This is a genomic window from Caballeronia fortuita, assembly GCF_001544835.2.
GTDB lineage: Bacteria > Pseudomonadota > Gammaproteobacteria > Burkholderiales > Burkholderiaceae > Caballeronia > Caballeronia fortuita.
The window spans coordinates 22630-49390 of the sequence record NZ_FCNX02000018.1 but is presented as its reverse complement, the minus strand read 5'-3'; the positions used below and the strand labels follow the sequence as shown (position 1 = coordinate 49390).

16 protein-coding genes are annotated in these 26761 nt (G+C 64.5%); 7 read left to right on the top strand and 9 right to left on the bottom strand.

What is annotated here, in order from left to right; translation table 11 throughout:
• Positions 1–128: 128 nt before the first annotated feature.
• The 5 genes from AWB77_RS28310 to AWB77_RS28290 all read left to right on the top strand — a co-directional run bounded on the left by AWB77_RS28310 (position 129) and on the right by AWB77_RS28290 (position 8709).
• Positions 129–4991: an NAD-glutamate dehydrogenase gene (locus AWB77_RS28310; RefSeq protein ID WP_061137785.1), complete on the top strand. Its 4863-nt coding sequence runs from the start codon at positions 129–131 to the stop codon at positions 4989–4991.
• Positions 4992–5167: 176 nt separating this feature from the next.
• Positions 5168–5845, top strand: a complete 678-nt coding sequence (locus tag AWB77_RS28305; protein WP_061137784.1) for a CsgG/HfaB family protein — start codon at positions 5168–5170, stop codon at positions 5843–5845.
• Between the two features lie 25 nt (positions 5846–5870).
• On the top strand, positions 5871–6233 hold the full coding sequence (locus tag AWB77_RS28300; protein ID WP_061137783.1) for a DUF4810 domain-containing protein: 363 nt from the start codon (positions 5871–5873) through the stop codon (positions 6231–6233).
• A 9-nt stretch (positions 6234–6242) separates the two neighbouring features.
• Positions 6243–6914 (top strand): DUF799 domain-containing protein, encoded by a 672-nt coding sequence (locus AWB77_RS28295; protein WP_061137782.1) that lies wholly within the window; start codon positions 6243–6245, stop codon positions 6912–6914.
• A 406-nt stretch (positions 6915–7320) separates the two neighbouring features.
• On the top strand, positions 7321–8709 hold the full coding sequence (locus AWB77_RS28290; RefSeq protein WP_061137781.1) for an FAD-binding oxidoreductase: 1389 nt from the start codon (positions 7321–7323) through the stop codon (positions 8707–8709).
• A gap of 51 nt (positions 8710–8760) precedes the next feature.
• Here AWB77_RS28290 and AWB77_RS28285 read toward each other — a convergent pair whose 3' ends face one another.
• From AWB77_RS28285 to AWB77_RS28275, 3 genes are all read right to left on the bottom strand, one after another.
• The gene (locus AWB77_RS28285; protein ID WP_061137780.1) at positions 8761–9117 is read right to left on the bottom strand and encodes a host attachment protein; all 357 of its coding nucleotides are present in this window, start codon (positions 9115–9117) and stop codon (positions 8761–8763) included.
• A 122-nt stretch (positions 9118–9239) separates the two neighbouring features.
• Entirely contained in the window at positions 9240–10736 is a 1497-nt protein-coding gene (scpC, locus tag AWB77_RS28280; RefSeq protein WP_061137779.1) for a succinyl-CoA:acetate CoA-transferase ScpC, read from the bottom strand.
• A 219-nt stretch (positions 10737–10955) separates the two neighbouring features.
• Positions 10956–13046 carry an FUSC family protein gene (locus AWB77_RS28275; protein ID WP_061137778.1) on the bottom strand — a complete coding sequence of 697 codons (2091 nt, stop codon included), beginning with the start codon at positions 13044–13046 and terminating at the stop codon, positions 10956–10958.
• Between the two features lie 160 nt (positions 13047–13206).
• Here AWB77_RS28275 and AWB77_RS28270 point away from each other — a divergent pair, with 160 nt between their 5' ends.
• Positions 13207–14166, top strand: coding sequence for a LysR family transcriptional regulator (locus AWB77_RS28270; protein ID WP_061137777.1), 960 nt, complete (start codon positions 13207–13209; stop codon positions 14164–14166).
• 1 nt (position 14167) lies between these two features.
• Here AWB77_RS28270 and AWB77_RS28265 read toward each other — a convergent pair whose 3' ends face one another.
• Entirely contained in the window at positions 14168–14851 is a 684-nt protein-coding gene (locus tag AWB77_RS28265) for a Fe2+-dependent dioxygenase (protein WP_061137776.1), read from the bottom strand.
• A gap of 58 nt (positions 14852–14909) precedes the next feature.
• Entirely contained in the window at positions 14910–17138 is a 2229-nt protein-coding gene (locus tag AWB77_RS28260) for a TonB-dependent receptor (protein WP_061137775.1), read from the bottom strand.
• A gap of 11 nt (positions 17139–17149) precedes the next feature.
• On the opposite strand from AWB77_RS28260, the gene AWB77_RS28255 reads away from it, so the two are divergent.
• Complete coding sequence (locus tag AWB77_RS28255; RefSeq protein WP_157694934.1) at positions 17150–17437, top strand: hypothetical protein; 288 nt, start codon at positions 17150–17152, stop codon at positions 17435–17437.
• A 153-nt stretch (positions 17438–17590) separates the two neighbouring features.
• On the opposite strand, the gene AWB77_RS28250 is transcribed toward AWB77_RS28255, so the two are convergent.
• Genes AWB77_RS28250 through bcsB form a run of 4 tightly spaced genes read right to left on the bottom strand, consistent with a single transcriptional unit; the run spans position 17591 to position 26742 of the window.
• Positions 17591–18544: a LysR family transcriptional regulator gene (locus tag AWB77_RS28250; RefSeq protein ID WP_061137773.1), complete on the bottom strand. Its 954-nt coding sequence runs from the start codon at positions 18542–18544 to the stop codon at positions 17591–17593.
• Positions 18545–18573: 29 nt separating this feature from the next.
• Positions 18574–23124, bottom strand: a complete 4551-nt coding sequence (locus AWB77_RS28245) for a cellulose biosynthesis protein BcsC (RefSeq protein WP_061137772.1) — start codon at positions 23122–23124, stop codon at positions 18574–18576.
• The gene (gene bcsZ, locus AWB77_RS28240) at positions 23118–24269 is read right to left on the bottom strand and encodes a cellulose synthase complex periplasmic endoglucanase BcsZ (protein WP_061137771.1); all 1152 of its coding nucleotides are present in this window, start codon (positions 24267–24269) and stop codon (positions 23118–23120) included. Before bcsZ ends, AWB77_RS28245 begins: the two co-directional genes overlap by 7 nt.
• Before the next feature lies 1 nt (position 24270).
• Positions 24271–26742 carry a cellulose biosynthesis cyclic di-GMP-binding regulatory protein BcsB gene (gene bcsB / locus AWB77_RS28235; RefSeq protein WP_061137892.1) on the bottom strand — a complete coding sequence of 824 codons (2472 nt, stop codon included), beginning with the start codon at positions 26740–26742 and terminating at the stop codon, positions 24271–24273.
• Between the last annotated feature and the right edge of the window lie 19 nt (positions 26743–26761).

Genomic DNA, 26761 nt, shown 5'->3' with positions numbered 1-26761 from the left:
TGCGCGCACCGTCTTTGTGCAACCGCACATGGCCGGCGCGGGAGCAAAGGGTCGCGCCGGCGCATAATCACCTTGATTAGAAGAGCGTGCCGCAACCGCATCGCAACCGAAAGCCTCGGGAGGACACCATGCTGGTCAAGAACGAAGCGCGGGTCGAACAGCTCATCAACGATCTCCTTGAATTCGCGAGAGGACGCCTGCCGGAACCGGCCTTCACGGTCATCGAGCCGCTTCTTCGCTACTACTACGAACAGGTCGATGTCGAGGATATCGCGAGCCGCGATGTCGCCGATCTCTACGGCGCGGCGATGGCGCACTGGCAGACCGCGCAGAAGTTCGTGCCGGGGCGCGAAGTGCTGCGCGTCTATAACCCGAATCTGGAGCAGCACGGCTGGCACTCGGATCACACGATCGTCGAGATCGTCAACGACGACATGCCGTTTCTCGTCGACTCGGTGACGATGGAACTCAACCGGCTGGGTCTCGCGCTGCATTCGGCGATTCATCCGGTGTTTCGCGTGTGGCGCGGCAAGGGCGCGCAAACTGGCGCGATCGAGCGCATCGGCCCCGGTCACGCCGATGCGGGCGACGGCAACTCCGAACTCGAATCGTTCATTCATTTCGAAGTGGATCGCTGCGGCGACGGCGAGCGTCTCGACGAAGTACGCGAGAACATCGCGCGCGTGCTCGGCGATGTGCGCGCGGCGGTCGAGGATTGGCCGAAGGTCACCGAAGCGGCGCGTGTCGCCATCGGCGATCTGAAGACGCGCGACACGACACCCGATGGCATCGAGTCGCGCGCGTTCCTCGAATGGATGGTCGCGGATCATTTCACGTTCCTCGGCTGCCGCGATTACGAACTGGTCGAGCATGAAGGCGGCTTCGCGCTGCGCGGCGTGCCGGGCTCGGGTCTCGGCATTCTGCGCGAGACCTTGCGGGCGCCGTCCGATGGCGACGTGACGCCGCTGCCGCCGGGCGCGGCTGCGATCATCGAAGGCGCGGCGCCGATCTTTCTGACGAAAGCCAATTCACGCGCGACGGTGCATCGGCCCGGCTATCTCGACTATGTCGGCGTGAAGCGCACGTCGCCCGATGGCAAGGTGATCGGCGAGCGGCGCTTTCTCGGCCTGTACACGTCGACGGCGTATCTCGTGCCTACTTCCGAGATTCCCATCGTGCGGCGCAAGTGCGCCAACATCGTGCGGCGCGCGGGCTTTCTCGCGAAGGGGCATCTGGCGAAGTCGCTCATCACGGTGCTGGAGCAGTATCCGCGCGACGAGCTTTTTCAGGCCGATGAAGACGTGCTCTTCGATATCGCCATCGGCGTGCTGCGTTTGCAGGAACATCAGCGCACGCGGCTTTTCGTGCGGCGCGACCGCTTCGACCGCTTCGTGTCGTGTCTCGTGTTCGTGCCGCGCGACAAGTTCAACACCGACTTGCGCCGGCGTATCAGCAAGGTCTTGATGGAAGCGTTCAACGGCAGAAGCATCGAATTCACGCCGCTCTTGTCCGAGTCGCCGCTCGCGCGCATTCATATCGTCGTGCGTGCGGACAGGGGCGCGATGCCCGAAGTCGACACGCGCGAGCTCGAAGCGCGCATCGTGCAGGTCGCGCGCCGCTGGCAGGACGATCTCGCCGATGCGCTCATCGACAGTCATGGCGAGGAAGCGGGCAACCGTCTTTTGCAGCGTTATGCCGACTCGTTCCCGGCGGGTTATCGCGAGGACTATCCGGCGCGCACGGCGGTGCGCGACATCGAGCTGATCGAGGCGACGCACACGCGCGCGGGCGGCTTGTCGATGAGTCTCTATCGTCCGATCGAAGCGGGCCGCCGCGCGTTTCGCTTCAAGGTGTACCGCGTGGGCGATCCGATCGCGCTGTCTCATAGCTTGCCGATGCTCGAACATCTCGGCGTGCGCGTCGATGAAGAACGTCCATATCTCATCGAGCCGACGGGCGCGCCGAATGCGTGGATTCACGATTTCGGGCTGGAGTTGCAGGACGATGTCGAGTTCGATATCGACCGTGTGAAGCCGCTCTTCGAGAACGCGTTCGCGAGCGTGTGGTCGGGCGAGATCGAGAACGATGACTACAACCGCCTCGTGTTGCGCGCGGAGTTCGGCGCGCGCGACGTGACGATCATGCGCGCCTACGCGAAGTATCTGCGACAGGTCGGCTCCACCTTCAGCGATGCGTATATCGAGCGGGCGCTGATCGGCAATCCGCAGATCGCGAAGAAGCTGCTGCAACTCTTCATGGTGCGCTTCGATCCGGCGCGCGGCGGCTCGGCGGAAGATCGCGACAAGGCCGCAGAGCGCGTACTCGCCGATATCGAAGCCGCGCTCGACAAGGTGCCGAACCTCGACGAGGACCGCATCCTGCGGCAGTTCCTCGGCGTCATCACGGCGACGGTGCGCACGAATCACTTTCATCGCGATGCGCAGGGTCAGGCGCGGCCGTATGTATCGTTCAAGCTGGATCCATCGAAAGTGCCAGGCTTGCCCGAGCCGAAGCCGATGTTCGAGATCTGGGTCTACGCGCCGCGCGTCGAGGGCGTGCATTTGCGCGGCGGACGTGTGGCGCGCGGTGGATTGCGCTGGTCGGACAGGCGCGAGGACTTCCGTACCGAAGTACTCGGACTGATGAAGGCGCAGATGGTGAAGAACACGGTGATCGTGCCGGTCGGATCGAAGGGCGGTTTCGTCGTGAAGAATCCGCCGCCGGTATCGGATCGCGAAGCGTTTCTCAACGAAGGCGTCGCGTGTTATCAGATGTTCCTGCGCGGCCTGCTCGATGTGACCGACAACCGCACGCCCGATGGCATCGTGCCGCCACCCGATGTCGTGCGCCACGATCCAGACGATCCGTATCTCGTCGTCGCGGCCGACAAAGGCACGGCCACGTTCTCCGATTACGCGAACGCGATCGCGCACGAGTATGGCTTCTGGCTCGACGATGCCTTCGCGTCCGGCGGCTCGGTCGGCTACGACCACAAGAAGATGGGCATCACCGCGCGCGGTGCGTGGGAATCGGTGAAGCGGCATTTTCGCGAGATGAACTTCGATACGCAGACGACCGATTTCACCGTGGTCGGCATCGGCGACATGTCGGGCGATGTGTTCGGCAATGGCATGCTGCTGTCGCGCCACATTCGGCTCATCGCGGCGTTCGATCATCGGCATGTGTTTCTCGATCCGACGCCCGATGCGGCAACGAGTTTCGACGAACGCGCGCGTTTGTTCGCGCTGCCGCGTTCCAGCTGGGCCGACTACGATGCTGCATTGATCTCCACGGGCGGCGGCGTGTATCCGCGCACGGCGAAGTCGATTCCGATATCGCCGCAAGTGCAGGCCGCGCTCGGCATAACTACATCCGTGCTCGCGCCGAACGAGCTGATCCGCGCGATTCTGCTCGCAGAAGCCGATCTGCTTTATAACGGCGGCGTCGGGACATACGTGAAATCGAGCGCGGAGACGCATCAGCAGGTCGGCGATCGAACGAATGACGCGGTGCGCGTGAACGGCGCTGAGTTGCGCGTGAAGGTCGTCGCGGAAGGCGGTAATCTGGGGCTCACGCAACTGGGGCGCATCGAGTTTGCGCAGAAGGGCGGCCGCATCAACACGGATGCGATCGATAACTCGGCAGGCGTGGATTGTTCGGATCACGAAGTAAATATCAAGATTCTGCTCGGACTTGTCGTCGCGGATGGCGAGATGACCGAGAAGCAACGCAACGCGCTGCTCGCCGAGATGACCGATGAAGTCGGCCTGCTCGTGTTGAAGGACAACTATGCGCAGACGCAGGCGCTATCCATCGCGAAGCGTCACGAAGCCGAGACGCTCGATGCCGAAGCGCGCATGATGCGTTTCCTGGAACGCGCGGGGCGTCTGAAGCGGCGTATCGAGTTCCTGCCGAACGATGACGAGATCGGCGAGCGCGCCGCGTCGAAATCGGGGCTGACGTCGCCGGAGCGCGCGGTGTTGCTCGCATACGGCAAGATGTGGCTCTACGACGAACTGCTCGAATCGGACGTGCCCGAAGATGCGCTCGTCGCCGATATGCTGCCCGAGTATTTCCCGAAGCCCTTGCAGCAGCGCTACAGCGACACGATGCAGCGCCATCCGCTCAAGCGCGAGATACTGGCGACGCATCTGACGAACGCGCTCGTGAATCGCGTGGGCTGCACGTTCGTCCATCGGCTGATGGAAGAGACCGATGCGCGCCCGAGCGATATCGTGCGTGCAGCCCTGATGTCGCGCGATGTCTTCGATCTCGACGATCTGTGGCGCAGCATCGACGGGCTCGACAACATTGTCGCGGATGAAGTGCAGGCGCGCATGTTCGTCGATGTCGTGCGTCTTCTCGACGATACGTCGCTGTGGTTCCTGCGTCATCTGAAGCACAACGGATCGGGCACGCACGAAGCGAAGGGCGTGCTCGCGCGTTGCCGTGAGGCGGCGCAACGGCTCGCGCCGCAACTGCTGGCGCTGTTGCCCGCGACGCAGCTCGACGCGTGGTATGCGCGGCGGCGCGAGTTCGAGGATGCGGGCGTCGAGAGCAGTCTCGCGGCGCGCGTCGCGAGCGGCGAGAACGCGACCGCCGTGCTCGACAGCGCCGAAGTGGCGGCGTGTTCCGGGCGCGGTCTGGAAATTGTCGCGAGCGTGTACTTCGGCATCGGCACGTTGCTCGATTATCGCGGCATCGCCGAACGGGCGATGGCACTGCCGATCACGACGCACTGGGACTTGCTCGCGCGCGCGGCCGCGCTGGAAGAACTCGCGCGTTTGAAGCGCGCGCTGACGGTGAGTGCGCTGGAGCAATCGCGCGGCATCGAGGAGGCCGATGTGATCGTCGAAAGCTGGCGCGCGAAGCGGCAGGATGCGCTGGATCGGTATACGCGGCTCTTGGCGGAGTTGCGGGCGAGCGGTGGGGCGAGTCTGTCGATGCTGCTGGTGGTGGTGCGGGAGATGGCGGTGCTGGAGCGGGCGTGAAGGCTGGTTCCGCATTTTTTGCGATGGCGCGGACGATACCGTTCGCCCATCGCCGCATAACTTTTAGGAATTATCTTTCTTTTCGAAACCCGGAAATTGCCAAATAATCGTCGGCTTTTTGAAATCATCTGATTGTGGGCAGATGGTTTCGTTACTCGACGTACTTGAGGCAATTAATGAACCTATCCAAAGGATGCGCGGCGATCGTCGTCGCGTCGGCGTTCGCCGTGCTCGGCGGATGCGCGACTGAATCTTCACGCGCATTGGCGGTGCCTGCCGTCGCCAGCGCCCAAAAACCGTTTGCAGGCAAGCCAGTGGCGGTTTCCATCGGCAAATTCGATAACCGCTCGAGCTACATGCGCGGCGTGTTCTCCGACGGTGTCGATCGCCTCGGCAGTCAGGCGAAAACCATTCTCGCGACCGCGCTGCAGCAGAGCCGTCGCTTCTCCGTGCTGGACCGCGACAATCTCGGCGAGATCAAACAAGAGTCGGGCTTCGCGAATAAGGCACAGTCGATCCGGGGGGCGAACTACGTCATTACCGGCGACGTCACGGAGTTCGGGCGTAAGGACGTTGGCGATCACGAACTGTTCGGCATTCTCGGGCGCGGGAAGACTCAGGTGGCCTACGCGAAGGTCAGTCTGAATATCGTCGATACGACTACCTCCGAGGTCGTCACGTCGAGCCAGGGTGCGGGCGAATTCAGCCTGTCGAGCCGTGAGGTGATCGGCTTTGGCGGGACCTCGAGTTACGACTCCACGCTCAACGGCAAAGTTCTGGATCTGGCGATCGCCGAAGCGGTCAATCGTCTGGCCGAACAGGTCGACGCGGGTGCGCTGCAAGCCGCAAAGTAATTTCACTCGTTTTCATTCGAACGGCATGATCAAAAAGATTCAAACACTGACCGGCCTCGTGCTGCCGGTCACGGTGGCGTGCGCGCTGCTGACGGGGTGCGCGACGCAGACCACGTCGCTTTATCGATGGGACGGCTATCAGCCGCAAGTCTACGAATACTTCAAAGGGCAGAAGAGCCCGTCCGAGCAGATCGCGGCGCTCGAAGCGGCGCGCGAGAAAGTCTTTGCGAGCGACAAAACGCTGCCTCCCGGCTTCCGCGCTCACCTGGGCATGTTGTACGCGAGCGTCGGAAAGGGCGCCGAGGCGCGGCAACAACTGATCGAGGAGAAGGAGCGCTTTCCCGAGTCCTCCACGTATATGGATTTTCTGTTGAGCAAACTTCAGTAAGCACGGACCATGACTTTCAATATCTCCCGCAAACTTATCGCGGTGCTGTCGATTCTGCTGATGCTGACGGCATGTGCGTCGCGCTCGCCGAGCCAGGACTACACGGCGTTCCGCAATAGCAAGCCGCGTTCGATTCTCGTGCTTCCGCCGGTCAACGATTCGAAGGAAGTCGGCGCGACCTACGGCATGCTGTCCCAGATGACGATGCCGCTCGCCGAGGGCGGGTACTACGTCGTCCCGGTTGCCGAAATGGAAGAGACCTTCAGGCACAATGGATTGACGACGGCCAACGATATCCAGGACGTTTCGCCCGCAAAACTGCGCGACATCTTCGGCGCGGATGCCGCGTTGTACACGAAGATCACCGATTACGGTTCGTCGTATAAGGTCATCGCGAGTACGACCCGTGTTGCGGCGACAGCCAAGCTCGTCGACCTGCGTTCGGGCGACACGCTGTGGAGCGGCTCGGCATCGGCGAACGGCAACGAAGTCGGTACCAATGTCAATGTCGGCGTGGGTCTCATCGGCGCGCTCGTGCAAGCCGCTGTGACCCACGTCGTCAATGTCAGCAGCGACAAGTCATGGCCGGTGGCGGGGCTTACGAGTCAGCGGCTGCTGGCAACGGGCGGACCGAACGGTCTGCTGTATGGACCGCGCTCGCCGAAATACGGAACGGATTGATCCGGACACATTGCAGCAAGCTTCGACGCGCCGAATTATCGGCGCGTTTTTTTATGCGCTTAAGCCGCCGCTTCCTTAATAGATAATCATTAAATAAGGAATACAGATAAAACCCATGAAGCACTGACTTCGCTTCTCGCCCGCATCGGCAACTTTGTCCGATACATGCTAGATCGCATGCACGATTTCACTGGTCGGGCACTTTACATCGCGTAATTCAAGGCATTAAATCAACAGGCGGGCCGAAGCGTCCGCGTGTCGCACTTATCCCCGTTCTCGCGATCTCTCCGATGCGCATCCGATCGACATGCCACGCACGATCCGATGGCGGGTTCCTTGCGCTTTCGCGTACCAACTGGCAGGGTCGGAAACGTCGCAGCGCTTTACTCAGCAGCGAGGTCTCACAATGAGCAACATCTCAGGCGAAGCGATCGACACCCTCAAAGCGTCGGTGAGAGGCAGGATCATCTCACCATCCGATGCCGACTACGACGAAGCACGCAAGGTCTGGAACGCGACCATCGACAGGCACCCGGCGCTCATCGTGCGTTGCGCGGGCGCGGCCGATGTCATCGCCGCGCTCTCGTTCGCGCGCGAGCAGGGCGTGCTCGTATCGATTCGCGGCGGATCGCACAATATCGCGGGCAGCGCGGTCAGCGACGACGCCTTGATGATCGATCTCTCCGCACTGAAGTCAGTGCGTATCGATCCGCAAGCGAAGCGCGCGTATGTCGAGCCTGGGGCATTGCTCGCCAACTTCGATCACGAAGCACAGGCATTCGGCCTCGCCACGCCGCTCGGCATCAATTCGACGACAGGCGTAGCCGGCCTCACGCTCGGCGGCGGGTTCGGCTGGATCAGCCGCAAGTTCGGCGTGACCGTCGACAACCTCGTCGCCGCCGAGATCGTCACCGCGGACGGCACATGGCGGCGGGTGAGCGCCGAAAGCGAACCTGATCTCTTCTGGGCCTTGCGCGGCGGCGGCGGCAACTTCGGCGTCGTGACGCTCTTCGAATACCGCTTGCATGAACTCGGTCCGCAGATCTACGGCGGCCTCGTCGTCTATCCGCTAGAACAAGCGGATCAGGTGTTGCCGAAGTATCGCGAGTTCGTCGCGCAATGCCCCGACGAACTCACGGTCTGGGCCGTGCTGCGTCTCGCGCCGCCGCTGCCGTTCCTGCCCGAGGACGCGCACGGCAAGCCGGTCGTCGTGCTGGCGAGCTGTTATGTCGGGCCAGTCGAGAACGGCGAGCGCGCGCTTGCGCCAGTGCGCAGCTTCGGCACGCCCTATGGCGAACATCTCGGCCCGATGCCGTTCGTCGCATGGCAGAAGGCATTTGATCCGCTGCTCACGCCCGGCGAACGCAACTACTGGAAGTCGCATAACTTCGCGCGCCTCGACGACGAAACGTTCGCCATCCTGACGAATGCGGTGAAGTCACTTCCATCGCCGCAATGCGAGGTCTTCATCGGCGCGATGGGCGGGCAGACGAACCGCGTGCCCGTCGATGCGACCGCGTACGCGAATCGCGATTCGATCTACACGATCAACATCCACGGCCGATGGAGCGACGCCGCCTACGACGAAACCTGCACGAAGTGGGCGCGCGACATGTTCAACGCGATGACGCCGCATGCCATCGGCAGCGTCTACGTGAACTTCTTGACGGGAGAGGAAGGCGATCGCGTGAGGGCCGCCTATGGTCCAAACTACGAACGCCTGGCGGAAGTGAAGCGGCGTTACGATCCGGATAACCTGTTCCGCAGCAATCAGAACATCACGCCCTCGGCGTGAAAGACGGTGCGCCGTGTCTCGCGGTAAAACACGGCGCACCGCAAGCGTGGTTCAAGGCCGGTTGAGATGACGGCCGATATCGCGCGTACTCGCATTCGACACTTCGCTATCGACTTCCTCGTAGACGAGCTTGAGCGTCTCGACGCTCAAATGTGAACGCAAAAGGCCCAGAAACCTGGGCTCGACCGCGAGTCGCAGCCGATCGAATCGTTGATGCAAGCGGCTCTGTTCGAGATAGTCCGCAACGCTCAGCGCGAACTTCTCGCGATCGCGTTCTGCTGTTTCCGCCGCGCGCGCAGCCGGATTCCTGATGTCCTCGACCTGCCGCAAATCCAGCTTCAATCCCTGCGTTTCGAAGATCCGGGCGCGGCTGCCGTCGGCGGCGAGCACCCAGGTGATGGCGGTCATGATGCTCCTCCCGTTCGCCAGCCCATGCGGGCTCCCGCCATTGTGCGCCTAATCTTCGTATAGCGGCTTCGCAATCGCCTGCATTCGTTCTCGCGGCGCAGCATCGCGCGCGCGTTTCTCCATCACGGCAGCATCGAACCGCTCGCCGCAAAGCGCGTATGAAACGAAAACGCCTGATCCAGACGATGCGGCGTGTGTCCGCCGAGCGCTGCTGCATCGCGGTAATAGTCGCGCAAAAGATCGCGATAGAGCGGATGCGCGCAGTTCTGGATCACGCTCATTGCGCGTTCGCGTGGCGCGAGGCCGGTCAGATTGGCGAGGCCGCGTTCGGTCACGACGATATCGACATCGTGTTCGTTGTGATCGCAGTGGGGCACCATCGGCACGATGCTCGAAATGCGGCCGTCCTTGGCGACCGACTTCGTCGCGAAGATCGCATAAGCCGCATTGCGCGCGAAGTCGCCCGAGCCGCCGATACCGTTCATCATGTGCGTGCCGCCGACATGCGTCGAATTCACGTTGCCGTAGATGTCGGCTTCGAGCGCCGTGTTGATCGCAATGAGCCCGAGACGCCGGATCACCTCGGGATGATTGCTCACTTCCTGCGGCCGCAGGACGAGCCGGTCGCGATAGCGTTCGATGTCGTCGAACACCTTCTTCTGCCGTTGCGCCGACAGCGTGATCGATGCGCCCGATGCGAACGTCGCCTTGCCGGAGTCGAGCAGATCGAAGGTCGAATCCTGCAGCACTTCGGAATAGATCGTGAGCGCGTCGAACGGCGACGAGGCGAACCCCGACAACACCGCGTTCGCAATCGTGCCGATGCCCGCCTGCAACGGCGGCAACTGCTTCGGCAGGCGTCCGCGCGAGACTTCATGCTGAAAGAATTCGATGAGATGGCCGGCGATCGATGCCGTGTCTTGATCGGCGGGCAGCACTGTCGATGCGCTGTCCGGCTTGTCCGTAATCACGATTGCCGCGATCTTGCCGGGCGCGATCTCGATGGCCGGCATGCCGATCCTGTCATGTGCGCGCACGATCGGCAGCGCTTCGCGCGCGGGCCGCCGCTCGGGAATCCAGATGTCGTGCAATCCTTCGAGCGCGGCGGGCTGCGCCAGATTGATCTCGACGATCACGCGCTCGGCGAGAATTGCGAAGCTCGCGGAATTGCCGACCGATGTCGTCGGCACGATGCCGCCCGTTTCGGTGATCGCGGCCGCTTCGATGATCGCAATATCGAGCTTGCCCAGGCGACTCGCGCGCAGCAGTTCGACTGTCTCCGACAAGTGCTGATCGACGAACATCACGTCGCCGCGATTGATCGCGCGGCGCAAGGTGTTGTCGACCTGAAACGGCATGCGGCGCGCGAGCACGCCGGCTTCGGTCAGGATGCGATCGGTGTCGTGTCCGAGCGACGCGCCCGTCATGAGCGTGATGCGCATCGGTTCGTTCTCTTCACGCGCGCGGCGCGCGATTTCGAGCGGCACGGCCTTCGCGTCGCCGGCGCGGGTAAAGCCGCTCATGCCGACAATCATGCCGTCGCGCACGAGCCGCGCTGCATCTTCGGCCGAGGTGATCTTTCCGCGCAACGCGGTACAGCGAATACGGTCTTCGTACATCGACGTCTATCTTCTGAAGCTTCGTTTAACGGAAGGCGATTATAGGTAGCGCGGATTGCCGGCGAAGTCCAACGTTGCAAGACATTGTTCCAATGCCATGCAACGTTGCGCTTTGTCTAATTCGATGCACGCGAATGCGTGGGCACTCGTCACGAAGATGCGGCAAATGAGCGCGCGGGCGATGAAGCGAGTCCACTATAAGACGCGCGCCGCCGTGGATTAATCGCCGGACGCGGAAGGCTTCTTTGCATGCGGCGGAAAGATGCGTTCGAGATACGGCGCATCGGCATCGACGAGCGCGCCGCGGATGAAGTGCAGACACGCGAGCACGCGCTGCATGTCGTGCCTTGCGTCGCGCTCGGCGCACACGAGCGCGAGCATGTCTTCCGCGACGATGATCGAGCCGACGACCGACGCGATCGCGCGCCGCAGCGTCGCGCTGTCCGGCGCGCGAAACAGCACGGCGATATCGCGCAACAGGCGGGCGAGCGCCGTGCTCCACGCAAGGCGCAATGCGTCCGGAAAGCGCTGCGGGTCCAGCATGCGCGCTTCGTGCCGCAGATCGATCGCCGCCTGTCCCACTTCGAGCGTGGCGAGCATCCAGGAAAGCGCATGTCGATGTTCGCGCGAACGCCGCGTCAGCAAGCCGCGCAACTGCGACATCAGATCGTGTGTGCCCGAATGGAAGCGCTCGCCGATGCCCGCGAGCTTGCCTTCGCACGCGAGCGCCGCCTGCGCGCGCAACGCATCGAGCGTCTTGTTGACGAGCCATTGCGTGCGCGGCGGCACGAGCACCGCGCACGCAATGGCCGCACCGAGCATCGCGATCACCGCGGCGAGGCCGTTGTTGAGCAGCAGGCCCGGATCGTAGACGATACGGTTATCGGGCACGGCGAGCAGGCAGAAGAACACGCAGAAGCCGATGCCGAAGCCCGCGCTCGCAGGCCGCATCGCGAGCCACGCGCCGGCCGCGAGCGGTGCCGCGAGCATCGCGCACAAGAGCGCGGCGCCGTCGATGGCCGGATACACGCGGCACAGAAACACGTAGCCGACGACGACCGCGAGCGCCGCGCCCGCCGCCATCTGTGCGATGAACTTCGAAGGCCGCGCCGATGCCGACGACAACGCACACGCAAGCGTCGCGCCGATAACCGCATAAGCGCCGCTCGGCCACGCCGTCACGATCCAGAACCACGCCGTCGCTCCGATGACGATGCCCGTGCGCGCGAAGGTCGCGCCGATGACGAAGCGGTTGGTCCTCGCTTCGTAGCGCGGCGCAGGACGTTCATCCGAGATCGATACATAGCGGATCGTATCGGCGATGAATCGATACAGCAGTTCCGCCGATGTCGTGAAGTCGAGCTCCGTCGCGCGATCGGTGAGCGGGAGATTGCGCTGCGCATCGCGCAGGCGCTTCGGCAGCGTTGCCTTATAGCGTTCGAGATGCTCGTTCAACGGCTGACGCTCAAAGATATGCGCAAGCTCTTCGAAAAACGGCGCAAGGGCATCGCTTCCACGCAGGCGCTTCATCGACTGATCGAGCGCATGCAGGCGCGCGCATGCATCCATGAACGCGCTGTTCAGCCGCGCGAGCTTGCCGTTGCCTCGTCGCATCGCGGGCGACTCGTATGCAGCGAAGCCGCGCGTCGCTTCGAAGCCGACGATCTCATCGACGAAATCGGCGAAGCGACGTTCACGCACAAGACGCGAGAGACGGCCCCGCAGGACATCGGCGGCGAATGCGGCGAAGCGCGCCTGACGCGCATCGAGCGACTGCGCGAGCGTCGCGCTGGCATGGCGCGGAAAGACGAGCGCGCTGATTGCGCTCGAACACACGATGCCGAGCATCACTTCCGCGCCGCGCGTGAGCGTCGCGATGAGCAGGCTGTCCGGATCGGCGACGGCGGGAACGCCGATCAGCGCGGCCGTATAACCCGCGAGCACGAAGCCATACCAGCGGAACTGCCGGTAACGGACCGCGAGCGCCGTGCAGGCCGCGACCCATGTCGTGAGGGCGAGCGCATAGAGCTCGGGCTGCTGCACGAACACGGCGCCGAGCACGAGCGCGGCCAGCATGCCGAGCGCGGTGCCCGCAAAGCGATAGACGCTCTTCGCCAGCACCATGCCGGAGAACGGCTGCATCAGCACGAACGTGGTCGTCATCGCGACGCGCGGCTGGGGCAATTCGAGACGCATCGCAACGATCATCGCGATGAACGCCGCGCATAAGGTCTTCGCGAGATGCAGCCAGACGTGGCCGTCGGTGGCGATCCAGTCGCGCATCGACAAGCGTGCTTCCTGAAACGACATGCAATCCGCCGATCGCCTTCTCGTGATGAAGGCGCCGATTGTAGGCAAGCCGTCTTGCCGGATTAATGCGTGAATGAGGGAACATTCTTTCCTGATTCAACAACAATCGATGGGGCGCAAAGGCGGACAATCATACTTCCGAAGAAATTGTGACAGTTTGATGGACACCCTACAGAACATGCGGGTTTTTACCCGCGTGATCGAAGCCGGCAGCTTCACGGCTGCGGCTCAGTCGATGAACTCGACCACCGGCGCGATGTCGCGCGCCGTCTCCGAACTCGAAGCGCATCTGCGCACGCGCCTGATGAATCGCTCGACGCGGCGCCTCGCGCTCACGTCGGCGGGCGAGCGCTATCTGAAGCGCGTGCGTCAGATTCTCGCCGACATCGACGGCGCCGAAGAAGAAGCGAGCTGCGCGCACGAACATCCGTCGGGCACGCTGCGCATGTCGAGCTACGCGAGCGTCGGACAGCATTACATACTGCCCGCGATTGCCCGGTATCGAGAGCGTCATTCCGATGTGAAAGTGGAACTCACGTTATCGCAGCGCATGCCCGATCTCTTCGAAGGCAGCAGCGACGTAGCCGTGGTGTCGGCGGGCGCGTTGTCGGATTCGGAAGTCATCTCGCACAAGCTGGGCGAGACCTTCAGTATTCTGTGCGCCTCGCCGGAATACATTCGCTCGCGCGGCGCGCCGCGGGTGCCGGCCGATCTCGCGGAACACGATTGCCTCACGTTGCAGACGCCCGCGTTTCCCGCGCGCGAATGGACGCTCGAAGGACCGGACGGCCGCGAGACCTTGCATATCAGCGGGACGGTGCAGGTGAATATCGCGGAGTCGCTCGTGGTGGCGATTCGCGAAGGCATGGGTATCGGCATGTTGCCGCTCTATGCGGCGATCGAAGGCTTGCGCAACGGCTCGCTCGTGCGCGTGCTGCCGCAGCACACGCTGCAGCGCACGAATCTCTACGCGCTCTATGCGTCGCGCAAGTTCGTCGATGCGAAGACGCGCACGTGGGTCGAGTTCCTGCGCACGCATCTGCCCGAGGTGATCGCGCGCGACGAAGCGTTGCTCGCGGAAGTGTCGCAACTGCCTTCGAGCGTGCTCCACGCCGCCTGAATCACGTATCGCTCCACATGCGCAGCAGGTTGTGATAGCAGCCGACGAGCGAGCGCTTCGCGGCCTCGTCGCCGTTGGTGGCGTTCAGGCGTTGGATCGAGTTGTCTAGATCGAACAGCAGCGCGCGTTGCGCATCGTCGCGCACGAGGCTTTGCGCCCAGAAGAAGCTCGATACGCGCGCGCCGCGCGTGACGGGACGCACCTGATGAAGACTCGTCGCGGGATAGACGATCGCATGTCCCGCGGGCAGCTTCACTTCCTGCACGCCATACGTATCTTCGATGATGAGCTCGCCGCCGTCGTACTCGTCGGGCGGCGTGAGAAAGAGCGTGACCGAAACATCGGTACGCACGCGCGCGCCATGACCGGGCACGATGCGGATCGCGCCATCGACATGACTGCCGAAATGCATGCCGCCTTCATAGCGGTTAAAAAGCGGCGGATACACGCGGTTGGGCAGCACCGCGCTGATGAATAGCGGATGACGTTCGAGCGCGCCGACGATCGCATCGCCCAGTTCATGCGCGATGGGCGAGCCTTCCGCGATCTGCATGTTGCGCTTGACGGGCGCGCCCTGATAGCCCGCGGTCGCCCGGCCATCGACCCATGCGTCGCTTGCCTCGAGCCGCGCGCGCATGGTGGCGGCGGCGTCGGTGGAGAGCACGTTCGGTATCGAAAGAATCATGACTGTTTGCCTTCGCGCGCCATGTGTTGCATGGCGCGCGTGTTCACATCACATCGAATCAACGGAAGCGGTAATTCAACGTCGCGATGAACGTGCGGCCAAGGCCCGGCACCGCGCGTCCGCCATCCGACGGAATCAGGGCGTCGTAGTACTTCTTGTCGAGCAGGTTCTGGACGTTGAACTGGATATCGTAGCGTTTCTGATGATACGCGGCCATCACGTCCCAGCGCACATAGCCGCCCGCTTCGACGAGATTGTTGTTCGCCGCATAGCGCGACGACACGTACGAAGGCCCGCCGCCGATCTGCCATACAGGCGTGAAGTCGTAGGTCGTCCACAGCGTGAGCATGTGCTTCGGGAGGTTCGCGGGCACGTTGCCCTGCGTGCCGTCGAAGGCCTTCCGGATGGTGCCGTTCATGTACGTGTAGCCGCCGAACATCTGCCATTGGCGCGTGATGTGCCCCGCGACGCCGAGCTGATAGCCACGCACGCGGATATCGCCATCGAGCGAATAACTGCCATCCGATGCGAGCGTGCGTGCGTTCGTCTTCTCGATGTTGAAGAGCGATTGCGTGACCGACAGCCCGCCGTTGAGCAGGTCCCACTTCGAGCCGACTTCATACGACTTGTTGTGCTCGGGCGGCAGGTTCTGCTGGCCGTTGGTGAGCGTGAGGGCTTCGAGCGACGGATCGAACGACGTGCCGTACGACACGTAGTACGACTGCCAGTCGGCCGGCTGCCACACGACGCCCGTGCGCACGCTCGTGAAGTAGTTCGTCTGCGTCGCGTAGCCGGGCGCGTTGATCGAGTTGTTGATGGCTGCTTCATAGCGATCCCAGCGCACGCCGCCGATCCACTTCCAGTGCTCGCCAATCGAAATCGTGTCGTTCAAATAGAGGCCGATGCCGTTCGCGCTCGATTCCGCGAGATTGGTCGCCACTTCGCGATAGTTCGACGGACGCGGCACGTAAGACGGATTCACGAGCGGCACGATCGCGAGCGTGTTCGACGGCAGGCCCGGCGTGGTCGCGGTGAAGGTCTGGTTGCTGTACGTTTCGTGACTCAGATCGACGCCCGCGAGCATGTCGTGCTTGAGGAAGCCGGTCGCGAACTTGCCTTGCACGTCGGTCGAGTTGTAGACCGAGTGATCGTTGATGTTGCGGTCCTTGCCTTGCAGACGCACGAACAACGACGATAGCGGCAGCGTCGTGTAATTGCCGTTCGACAATGCCGGCGACGTGCCGAGCGGCCCGGTCAGCACGGCCGCCGCGTTGGTCGCGCGCGCCTCGGTGCTGTAGTGGCTGAACTGCGTCTGGTTGCGCATCGTGAACATGTCGTTGAAGCGATGCTCCACGCGCGCGTTGACCGTCTGGACGTCCTGAATCGTGCGGTCGTCGGTGAAGCCGTAGAACGTCTTCGTATCGACGGGTGCGGGGTGGCCGTTCAGCGGCGGAATGCCGTAGTCGGGCTGATCGCGATTGTGCTGGATCAGCGCGGACAACGTGACCTGCGTCGGCGTGCCGATGCCGAACTTCACTTCGGGCGCGATGCCGTAATCCTTGTTGTGCATCTCGTCGCGCGTCGAGCCGAGCGACTGGCCGAACGCGTTGATGCGGAACGCGGACGTATCGGTCATCGGCTGATCGATGTCGACCGTCGTGCGGAAGCGGTCATGCGTGCCGGCCTGCAGCGAGACATCGGCGCGCGGCTTGAGCGTCGGCTGCTTGCTGACCTGATTGATGACGCCGCCCGTTGAGCCGCGCCCGAAGTAGAGCGATGACGGCCCGTACAGCACGTCGATCGAATCGAGGTTGAACGTATCGCGATAGTACTGGCCGCGATCGCGGAAGCCATCGAGGTAGATGTCCGTGCGCGCCGAGAAGCCGCGCAAGTTGATGTTGTTGCCGATCTGGCCGCCTTCCGCTCCGCCGAGGGTGATGCCGGGCACGTTGCGCAAGGCATCGGCGAACGAGCTGACCGCCTGCGATTCCAGCACCGCCTTCGGCACCACGACGACGGCCTGCGGAATGTCGCGCAGCGCGGTCGGCACCTTCGCGCCGACGCTCGATACGTCCGGCTGGAAATCGGGCGTGCTCGCCTGACCCGTCACGTTGACGGCCGGCAGGGCGGCGGTTTCGGGTGCGTCTTGCGGCGCGGACGGAGCGGGTTGCGTGGACTGCGGTGCGGATTGCGCGGATTGCGGAGCGGTCTGGGCGTAAAGCGGCGCGGCCATGGGCGCGACGGCAATAGTCACCAATGCCGCGGCAAGCGGCGTCTTTCTCAACATGTCGTTCCCCGATGCTTGTTAGTGAATTCCGAATCGGCAGCGAAACGGGTTTTCGTCTGCCGAGATTGATCGAACGGGATCAAGGCGAAGCGGGCGACGTCGTCGAAAACGGCATCGCCGGCGACGTCGTCCTGAAAGCGCCCGTGCTCGCAGCGGGCCTCATTGAGGCGCCCTATCATCGCGATAAATTAAATGCGAATCAGTATCATTACACGTCTCAGAAATATTTGGAAATTTCCGACTTCGGGGTCAGGTCTTTTTTGAGCGCTGTGAGGTTGGCGCAACGTAAGGATGTGTAAGGTGGCGCCAGGCACGCATCTGGCGATGCGTTGCGCCTCCCACGGTGGGCTTCTCGGAGGGCTGGTTCTAAGAGAGGGGATAGAGAATGCTTACGAACAGAATCGCCGGACGGACCTCTTACCGCCGGCGCGCGCAGAAGTGCGGGCGCAACGTCAGAAACCGGCGACGCCCGATGTCACGAGCGCGTAAGGTCCGCTCGTCAGTTGCTGCCTGAGAAAGTCGATGCACACGCGGATCTTCGCCGAATGCGACGATCGCGCCGACGTCACCGCCCACACATCCGCGCGCTGCCGATACGCGGGCAGCACCGGCACGAGCCGTCCGGTCTGAAGACTGCCCGCGGCGTCCCAGATCGAGCACATCACGATGCCGAAGCCTTCCTCGGCCCATTGCCGCACGATGTCGCTGTGATTCGACGCGATCGGCCCCGTCACCTTCACGCTTTCCTCGCCGTTCGGGCCTTCGAGCCGCCAGACGCCGAAGCGCTGATCGCGTCCGCGAAACAGCAGGCAGTCGTGATGCGCGAGTTCGGCGAGCGTCTTCGGGGTGCCGCGCCGTTCGAGATAAGCGGGCGCGGCGGCGAGCACGCGAAAGCTGTCGACGATCTTGTGGGCGATCAGATGCGGCTCCAGCACTTCGCCGACACGGATATCGATATCGAAGTTCTCGCCGACAAGATCGACGCGCCGGTCGAGCAGTTCGAGCCAAATTTCCAGCGCCGGATGGCGACGCCGCAGCAGCGTGAGCGCGGGCGATACATGCTCGCGCCCGAGCCGCAGACTCGTGCCGATACGCAGCAGGCCGCGCGGATCGTCGAGGCCGGCGAAGGCGTCGGCCATGCCTTGCACGTCGTCGAGAATCTTCTGCGCCCACTGGAAGGCCGCTTCGCCGTCGCTCGTGATCGAGACGCGGCGCGTCGTGCGCGTAAAGAGCCGCACACCGAGGCTCGTCTCCAGCATCGCGATGCGCTTGCTCACGTGCGCCGGCGAGATGCCGGTCTCGGTGGCGGCGGCGATGAAGCTCGAGCGCCGCGCGACGATGCAGAACAACTGCAGGTCGCGCAGGAACTGGTCGTTGTTCGCGACGAGCGCGCTTTGCGTTTTCATTGGAGCGATACCGGCGCGCGCAAGACCCTTTAGTTCGACAGCGAAAGATACGGCGAGCTGAACGCCTGCGGCGGGAACACCGGCTGCGCGCCGCTCTGACGCGTGAAGCTGTAGCGCACATACACGGCGGCGAGCCACTCGCGATACTGATACGCGTTGCCGAACGACGCCGTCGCGCCGAACGCGAGCTGCGGCGCGAGCTGGTATTCGCCGGTCGCGCTGAGCGAGTACGACACGCCGGTCTTGCTCTGGCCGGGATAGACCGCGCCCGCATCCGGCGTCGCGCCGGAATTCGCCGCGCGCGCCTGATACGTGGCGTTTGTCGGGAAATAGTTCGACTCGTCCTGCCGATAGTGCTGCACGCCGATCGAACCCTTCAGGTCGTACGTGAAGAGCCCCGTGCGTCCCATGTATTCGACCGGGAAGTTCAGGATCACGTACTGCTGCGGGCTGAAATAGCCGCCTTGCCCATAAGTGAAGTACGACAGGTTCTTGTCGTAGTGCATCAACGTGGTGTTCGCGCCGACGGTCAGCGCCTGATCCGCATCCTTGATGAGACGCGTGTAGATGCCGCCGCCGCCCTTCACCGCGTTGTTGGTCGCGACCTGGTTGCCGTCGAGGAACTGATACGCCGCGTTCAGGTAGACGCCGCTCGTGCCGTCGTCCCAGGCGAGGTCGGCGCGCGCGCCCGTCGATGTCACGCCGCCCCATTCCAGATTCGCGCCCTGATCGCGCGCGCCGGCGTAGGAGAGCAGGCTGTCGGTGACGGCGCGCCGGGCGACGGCGAGCGAGTACGACACCTTGTCGGTGATCGCGTTCTGATACTGCAATCCGCCGACGACGTTGGTTTCCCGAAAGCCGAGCGGCGTCGTGCCGACATCGCCCTTGATGTTGCGGTTCTCGTAGCCGATCGACAAGCCGACGCCCGTCGCCGTCTGCGAGCCGTAGTTGTTGGTCGGCGGCGTGGCGGTCGCGCCGAGTCCGGAGCCGAAGCGCGCGAGCGTGTTCGCTTCGCTGCTCGCGGTGCCGGCATCCAGCGTGACGGGCGTCGCGCGCACGATCACGTGGCCGTTGCCCGCCTTGATGCGGCCTTCGATGGGCGCTTCGATGTCGGTGAGGTTCGAGAGGCCATCCTCGCCGTCGCGGCTACGGAAGATGAGTCCGCCCGACACCGTGCTCGACTGCTCGCGATTGATCTGCGCGAGTTCTTCCGCGACGCCCGCCGTCTGCGAATTCGCGACCGCGACGGGGACGCCGCCCGCGCTCATCGTGGCGGCGGCGGCGCGCTGCGCGGGCTGCGCCTGCGACGGATAGTAGGGCTGCGCGTAGCCCGCGGGCGGCTGCGGAATGTACTGCTGCTGCGCGTATTGCGGCGCGTACTGTTGCGGCTGCGGGTAATAGGGCTGCTGCTGGCCGTAGGGGGCTTGCGCGTACTGCTGTTGTTGCTGCGGCGGCGCGGCGTAGGCGTAGGGATCGGCGGAACGCGTCGCCGTGTTCTTGCGCGCGGGCGTCGGCTTCTTCTTCGCGCTGGCGGCCGAAGGCGCGTTGTACGCGTTGGCTTGGGCTTCGCGCGCGCCGGGCGACATCGGCCACGGTTCGGAATACGGATCCTGCTGCTGCGCGGCATACGGCTGCTGCTGCGGATAAGCCTGCTGCTGCGGATAAGCCTGCTGCTGCGGATAAGCCTGATAAACCGGCGGCTGCTGATATCCCGCATCCTGTCCCGGATACGGCTGCAACGGCGCGCCCGATTGGCCCGAGCCATACGTGTCGGGCCCATAGCCGCCGCCCATCACCGGACGCGGCGCGGCATTGGGCATCGTCGCCGGAGCGGAGGAAGGCGCGACGTAAGGCGTCGTATAAGGCGCGGGCTGAGGAGGCGGCAGATAGTTCGGCACGGGCTGCGAATAACTCTGAGGTAGGGCCTGGCGATAAGACGCGCCCGATGCGAGCGCCGGATTCGACGCTGTATCGACGGCTGTCTTGCCTTCGAACGGATTGGTGCCGGGCAGCGGATTCGAGCCGATGCGGCTCATCGCGGTCTCCCAGCCAGGCGGGACATTGCTTCGGCCCCGGGCGGATGCCGGCGAAGCCGGCGCCGGTGTATTGGCGGCGAGGAGCGAACGCTGCAGGAACTGCGCGGCCAGATCCAGCTTGCCTTGCGCGCGATACATCCGGCCGATCGCGGCGAGCACGCCCGGATCGTTCGGCGCGGCTTCATAAGCCTGATTCGCGTAGGTCTGGGCCAGCTTGAAATCGCGCACGCCGCTCGCGGCCGACATCGCGGCGGTCTGCAGGCCGACATCGTCCGGACGGCGCGACAGCGCGTTCTGATAGCACGTGAGCGCGTTGCGGTCATCGCCCGACGATGTGTACATGCGTCCGAGCGCCGCTTGCAGATCGGCGTTGTCGGGCATCGCGGCGAGCCACGGCGAGATCACGTCGTAAGCGGCGGCGAGATCGCCTTGCCGGCGCACGACATCCGCGCGCGCGACGACGATGCCCACGTTCAGATTGTTGAAGTCCGCGCGCTGCTGCGTCGTGAGCGGCATCGATTGCAGGCGGCGCATTACCGAGCCGAGCTCGGCTTCCTGCTGCGTCGCCGACAGAATGCCCGCGTATTGCAACAGGAGACCGGTATCGTTCGGCGCCTGCGCCATCGCGCCGCGCACGAGCGACAAGGCCCGCGACGGATCGCCCGCCTTCACATACGCCGACGCCACCGCGCCCATCAATTCGGCATTGCCCGCCGCGACGGGTTCGGCGCGGCGCAGCATCGCGAACGCCTGCTGGCGCTGACCCGCGGCGGCGGCGCGCGTCGCGAGTTCGGCCTGCTGCTGCACCCACAGCCGATGCTGAAGCGCCGTCATCGCCGGCGTGCGCTGCGCAGCCGGAATGCGGTCGAGTTGCGCGAGGCCCGTCGACCAGTCCTGCGTTTCGGCGGAAAGCAGCGCGCTCGCGTAGAGCGCGTCGGTCATGTCGGGATGCGTGGCGAGCAGGCCGTCCATCATGCTGCGCGCATTGCCGACCGCGCCCTGACGCACGTAGATGCGCGCGAGGTCGAGCCGCAGCCACGGATCGTCGGGATTGTTGAGCAGTGCGTCTTCGAAGAGACTGCGCGCCGCGCCGAGATCGCCGCGCGCTTCCGCCGCGCGCGCCTGCGCCGCCTGCGCTTCGCCGCGCAGCTTGTTGATGCCGCCGGCCTTCGCCTGCTGTTCCGTATTCAGCCGGTTTGCGAATTCGAGCGCTTCGTCGCCGCGTCCTTGCGCGGCCAGTGCGCCGACGAGCCCGCGAATCGCATCCGGATTGTCGGCCTGACGGCGCAGCGCCATGCGATACGACGCTTCCGCGCCGCGCGGGTCGCCGTTGGCCAGCAGCATTTCGCCGAGCAGCACTTGCGCGGTGACATCGGAAGGATCGGTGGCGATCGCGCGCTCGAAGAGCGCCTTCGCCTGCGCGATCTGGCCGTTGCTGCGCGCGCCGATGGCGTCGCTCGTATAAGTCCAGTAGTTCGCGCTCGTGAGCGCGTCCTTCCAGCGCGCCGGATTGCCAGCCCGCGACGCGCGTTCGAGATACGTGCGCGCCTCGGAAAAACGCTCCTGCTTCAATGCCGCGATGCCCATCCCGCCGAGCGCGTCGGCGTCGTTCGGATTGCTCGACAGAACCGACGAAAAACGCGCGCGCGCCGTCACGAGATCGCCGCGATCGAGCGCGGTGAAACCTTCCGCGACGGTGCGTCCGCGCGCATCGACGGCGGCGTCGGCCTGCGAGCGTTCGCGGGCGGATTTGTCCTGCTGCACCATCGAATCGAAACGCGCTTTCACGGCGGCGTCGTCGGGCGCGGCTTGCAAGTACGCCTGATAAAGCGGCGCATCCGATGCCCGCGCGCCGAGCCACAACAGAGCCTGCCGCCAGCTCTTCTTCGCGTCCGCGCCGACGGCGCTATCGCCCGACAGCTTCGCGAGACGCGCGATGCCGTCGCGCCGCGTCGCGTCGCGATACGTCAGATGTTGCGCGTAGGCAAGCTGATAACGCGGCTCGTCGGGATTGTCGCGCGCGAGCTGTTCGAGGCCGCGCCGCGCTTCGTCCCAGCCTTGCGGCGTGGCGGCGAGCGCCTGGTAATACTCCAGTTGCAGGCCGGGCGTCGCGGGCTTGCCGTCGATCGCGCGTTTGTATTCCTGCACCGCCGACGCGCTTTGTCCGCTTTGCGCGAGACGCCGCGCGTCGTTCACGGTCTGATCGCGCGAACTGGTTTCGCCGAGACGCCGGCCGAGTTCGTCGATGTTCGGATAATTCGGCGCGACCTGACGCAACTGCGCGAGATACTGCTGCGCGCCGCTGCCGTCCTTGCGATCGGCGAGCACCATGCCCATGCCGAACAGCGCATCGGGCTGCTTCGGATTGATGCGCAGTACTTTCTGCCACGCCTGCTCCGCGAGATCGCCGCGCCGGTGCGCCTGCCAGTACTTGCCCTGGTCGATGAGCACGTTCAACGGGTCGGCTGCAGTCTGCGCGAAGGCCATCACCGGTGCGGCGCAGATCAGCGCCGCGATCACGCGTTTTCTCGTCCGGATCAGCATGCGCTTCTCCAGTTCGGCACGAGGCGGCCGTTTTCGTCGAAGCGATATCGACCGTCGATGAAACCGCCGCCAAAGAGCCCGAGCACTCGATCGTAGTAGACCGGCTCGCGTCCCGCGCCCGGCTGTGCCGCCAGCGCTTCGAGATGCGTGCGCGCGAGGCCGAGGCCGCGTTCGTCGTTGAGCGCCTTGAAGTACGGCGCGAGCGCGCCCCAGTAAGCGAGCGGCCCTTCGCCCGTCGCCGCGCCCGTCGTCACGTTGACCTTCTCGGGCGGAAAACCCGTCTGCGCGACGCTCTGGCGCATGCCGCCGAGCGCATCGAGCCACGGACGCGCGAGCGGGTCGCTCATCGACGCCATGCCGGCCCATAGATACACGCGGATCGCGTCGTAACTGCCGATATCGCCATTCTTCGGATCGACGACGAACTGGCCGTTCTGGTTTGCCTGGTAAGCCGCCCAATCCGGCGCATAGCCGCGCGGCGACGTCACCTTGATCGTTCTCGCGGCGCTTTGCGCGAGCTTCGTCCACGGGCCGTCGGGCATGTCGTGCGCGAGGCCGCGCAGAACGGGCAGCGGCAGATAGCTCGGATTCAGCCGCGTCACGTCGCCGATGCGAAAGCCCTGCGGACCGGGCAGCAGCATCGGACCGAGACCCGGAAGATCGACGATTTCCTGCTTCGTGATCTGCGTGGCGAGCGCGTAGGCGAGCTTCGTGTACATCGGCTCTTTCCACAGACGGCCGGCCTGGAACAGGTCGTATGCGATCCACAAATCCGAGTCCGACGCCGAGTTCGGGTCCATCACGCCGAACGAGCCGTCCGGCTTCCTGCCCCATTGCCACGCGGGCAGGCGCAGGTTGGTCGAATCGAACTGGCCGGCCGACAGATTGGTGCGCGTCCAGTTGAGCACGCGGTCGAAAGTCGCGCGGTCGTTGGCGACGAGCGCGAAGAACATCGCGTAGGACTGGCCTTCGGAAGTCGTCTGCTGCGCTTCGGTCGAGCGGTCGATCACGCGGCCATCGGCCTGCACGATGCGCTCGACGAACAGGCGGTAAGCGGGCCAGTCGCATTGCTGCGCTGCATCCGCGCTCGTCGCGGACGCGGCGATCATTGCACCGGCGAAAATCTTGGCGGTCGATAGCCGCATATCAATCCCTCAGGCGCCGCGCGGCGATCGAGCGCAGCGTACGGTAGAACAAGGCGGCGATGATGAGCGCGGCGAGCACGCCCGCGAACACCAGCAGAAGCGGATGCGACGAGAGCGCCCAGCGCATGTAATGCATCGGCGACAGATGGCCGACGTAGTACGCCTCGCCGTTGGATGTGACCGTCACCGTGCGGCCGTGGATCACGGCCATCGCGCCTTGAATCGACGGCAGCAAATCGTTGTCGAGCAGGGCGGCGGACAGATCGGCGTCGGACTGGCCGGCCGCGCTGATGAGCGCCACCGCGCTGCGCCCGCTCTTCAACGGCGATTCGAAGCCGGTCAGAAGCGCATCGCCGTTGGAACTGACGAGCGACAGGTCCGCGCGCGCGGGCGAGCGTTCCGGGCCTTGCTCGCCGTGCCACCAGTCGACGAGCTTGAACGCGACATCGGAAAGCTGGAAGGTGCGCGCGTCGCCGTCGCCGGAAAACGGCATGTTCTTCGCCCAACGCTGCAAGAGCGGCTGGCGGCCCGGCGAACCGAGAATCAGCAAGTCCTTGTCGGCGAAGCGGTCGACATCGTTCGCGCTCGTCACCGTCACGCCCGTCACCGGATAGCCCGTCGATGCGCCCATGCGGCCCATTTCGAGCAGGTACAGGCTGTAGTCCGCCGAGTTCGGCTCGTTCGGCAGCACGATCGCCGTCTGCGACAGATCGGCCATGCGCGTGAACGGGAAGCCGCCGTTGGCGAACGCGGCCAGATCGGGCAGCGCCATGTAGTGCGGAAAGCCGGACAGATCGATGGTCGAATTCGGATCGACCGCGCCGACGACGTTATCCAGCACGCGGCCTTGGCACTCGCCGGTCTTCGGAATGTCGTAGTAGAAGTGCAGGCGCAGTTGCGCGCGCGGCGTGATGAGCAGCGGCGGAAGAAAGATCTCGCGGCGCGCGGCGACGGTCTTGTCCGGCAGCACGCGGCTGAAGTACGTACCGAGATCGAACGTCGACGTGGACACCGCCGGAATGCGCAGCGACTGCACGAAACCGTTGTTCACGCTGATGTTGAGCGACGAGCGATCCGGCGCGGGACGCACCGTGTAGCGATAGCCGAGATCGACCGGCACGCCCTTCGTCTGCCACATGAAGAGGTCGGGCGGCACGCGCAGATTCACGCGCACGGCGTCGGCATCGTAGCCGTGCGCGGTCAGGTCGCGCGCTTCCGCCAGTTCGCCGAAGCGCACGGGGCGATCGGTCGGCAGCCAGTTCGGCGCATCGTACGGGCGGCGCGGCTGCAGGTCGTTGAACTGCGTGATCGTCGCGCTCGTGCCGGAGAGCGTGTTCTGGCCGACACCCAGCGCCTTCGCGGCGATCTTCAGCTCGTTTTCGTCGCGGCCGAGCACGAGCAGAAGGCGTCCGCGCGCGTTGGCGTCGCGTTCGACGAGCGCGATAGTCGGGCCGGAAACGGGCGGAATGTCGACGCCCGCAACCTTCGCGTCGCCGACGGCGAACACGACCGCGTTGCCGGAGAGCGGCACGTTGTCGGTCTGCGCCGGAAAGATCGCGCCGCGATAGCCCGCGAGCGAGCCGAAGTACGACGCCACCATGCCCGCCGCTTCGAGCGCGGGCAGCCCCGGCTTGCCGGCGAACACAAAGGGCAGTTCGAGACGGCGCACGTCGCGGCGATCGAAGAACGGATTGGGCAGCGCGGCGAGGTCGGGCTTGTTCGCGATCGACGCATACGTGAGATCGAGCGAGCTCGCGTTGCTGACGGTCGCCCATAACGTCGAGTTCGACGGGTCTTCGCACTGCTGCGTGTAATGCCCGATCAACTGCACGTTGAGGTGGTTGAACTCGGTGATGAAGCGCGGATCGATCGCCACGTCGCGCGCGACCAGCGTGCCGGCCTGTTCCTTCGGCACGGGCAGCGTCGCGGCCACTTCGCCGTTGATGAGCACCTTCAATTGCGATATCGACGGCAACAGCGACGGCGAATAACTATAGATCAGATGCAGGACCGCGCCGGTCACGACTTCGTCGCCGCGCACCGAGAACGCGATGCCGTTCTGGCCGTCCGTGCCGCGCAATTGCAGCGGATCGAGCGCGCCGTAATCGGCGAAGGTCAGCGTCTGGCGACGGCCGCCGGGCACGAGCGTGCCGGGATCGGCGGTCGTCGGAATGCGTGACGTGAGCGGCTTCTCGGGCTTGCCGGAGAAAGCGGGAACGGGCATCGCGAGCGCCGGCTGCTGGATCGCCGCCGGGTTGTAGACGACGGCGGGACTCGGCGCGGGCACGGCGCCGGCGCCGGTCGCCTGCTGCGCGCCGCCGCTTGCGGCCGTACTTTCGGCCGCGGCCGCAATGGACGCGAACGGTGCGGCGAACGCGGTCTGCAACGCCATGAAAGCGGCCAGCGCGCGGCCCAGCGGTCTTTCGTGAAAACGTGGCGCGCGCTCGCCCGTTTGTTTTTCAACGCGCAACATCGACATACCCGTGCCCATT

Excerpts from the sequence above, each read along its gene's own strand:
- scpC (WP_061137779.1), bottom strand. The coding sequence starts at position 10,736 with ATGTACGAAGACCGTATTCGCTGTACCGCGTTGCGCGGAAAGATCACC.
- AWB77_RS28290 (WP_061137781.1), top strand. The coding sequence starts at position 7,321 with ATGAGCAACATCTCAGGCGAAGCGATCGACACCCTCAAAGCGTCGGTG.
- AWB77_RS28245 (WP_061137772.1), bottom strand. The coding sequence starts at position 23,124 with ATGCTGATCCGGACGAGAAAACGCGTGATCGCGGCGCTGATCTGCGCC.
- bcsZ (WP_061137771.1), bottom strand. The coding sequence starts at position 24,269 with ATGCGGCTATCGACCGCCAAGATTTTCGCCGGTGCAATGATCGCCGCG.
- AWB77_RS28295 (WP_061137782.1), top strand. The coding sequence starts at position 6,243 with ATGACTTTCAATATCTCCCGCAAACTTATCGCGGTGCTGTCGATTCTG.
- AWB77_RS28270 (WP_061137777.1), top strand. The coding sequence starts at position 13,207 with ATGGACACCCTACAGAACATGCGGGTTTTTACCCGCGTGATCGAAGCC.
- AWB77_RS28255 (WP_157694934.1), top strand. The coding sequence starts at position 17,150 with ATGCTTGTTAGTGAATTCCGAATCGGCAGCGAAACGGGTTTTCGTCTG.
- AWB77_RS28310 (WP_061137785.1), top strand. The coding sequence starts at position 129 with ATGCTGGTCAAGAACGAAGCGCGGGTCGAACAGCTCATCAACGATCTC.
- AWB77_RS28265 (WP_061137776.1), bottom strand. The coding sequence starts at position 14,851 with ATGATTCTTTCGATACCGAACGTGCTCTCCACCGACGCCGCCGCCACC.
- bcsB (WP_061137892.1), bottom strand. The coding sequence starts at position 26,742 with ATGTTGCGCGTTGAAAAACAAACGGGCGAGCGCGCGCCACGTTTTCAC.
- AWB77_RS28305 (WP_061137784.1), top strand. The coding sequence starts at position 5,168 with ATGAACCTATCCAAAGGATGCGCGGCGATCGTCGTCGCGTCGGCGTTC.
- AWB77_RS28260 (WP_061137775.1), bottom strand. The coding sequence starts at position 17,138 with ATGTTGAGAAAGACGCCGCTTGCCGCGGCATTGGTGACTATTGCCGTC.
- AWB77_RS28300 (WP_061137783.1), top strand. The coding sequence starts at position 5,871 with ATGATCAAAAAGATTCAAACACTGACCGGCCTCGTGCTGCCGGTCACG.
- AWB77_RS28285 (WP_061137780.1), bottom strand. The coding sequence starts at position 9,117 with ATGACCGCCATCACCTGGGTGCTCGCCGCCGACGGCAGCCGCGCCCGG.
- AWB77_RS28275 (WP_061137778.1), bottom strand. The coding sequence starts at position 13,046 with ATGTCGTTTCAGGAAGCACGCTTGTCGATGCGCGACTGGATCGCCACC.
- AWB77_RS28250 (WP_061137773.1), bottom strand. The coding sequence starts at position 18,544 with ATGAAAACGCAAAGCGCGCTCGTCGCGAACAACGACCAGTTCCTGCGC.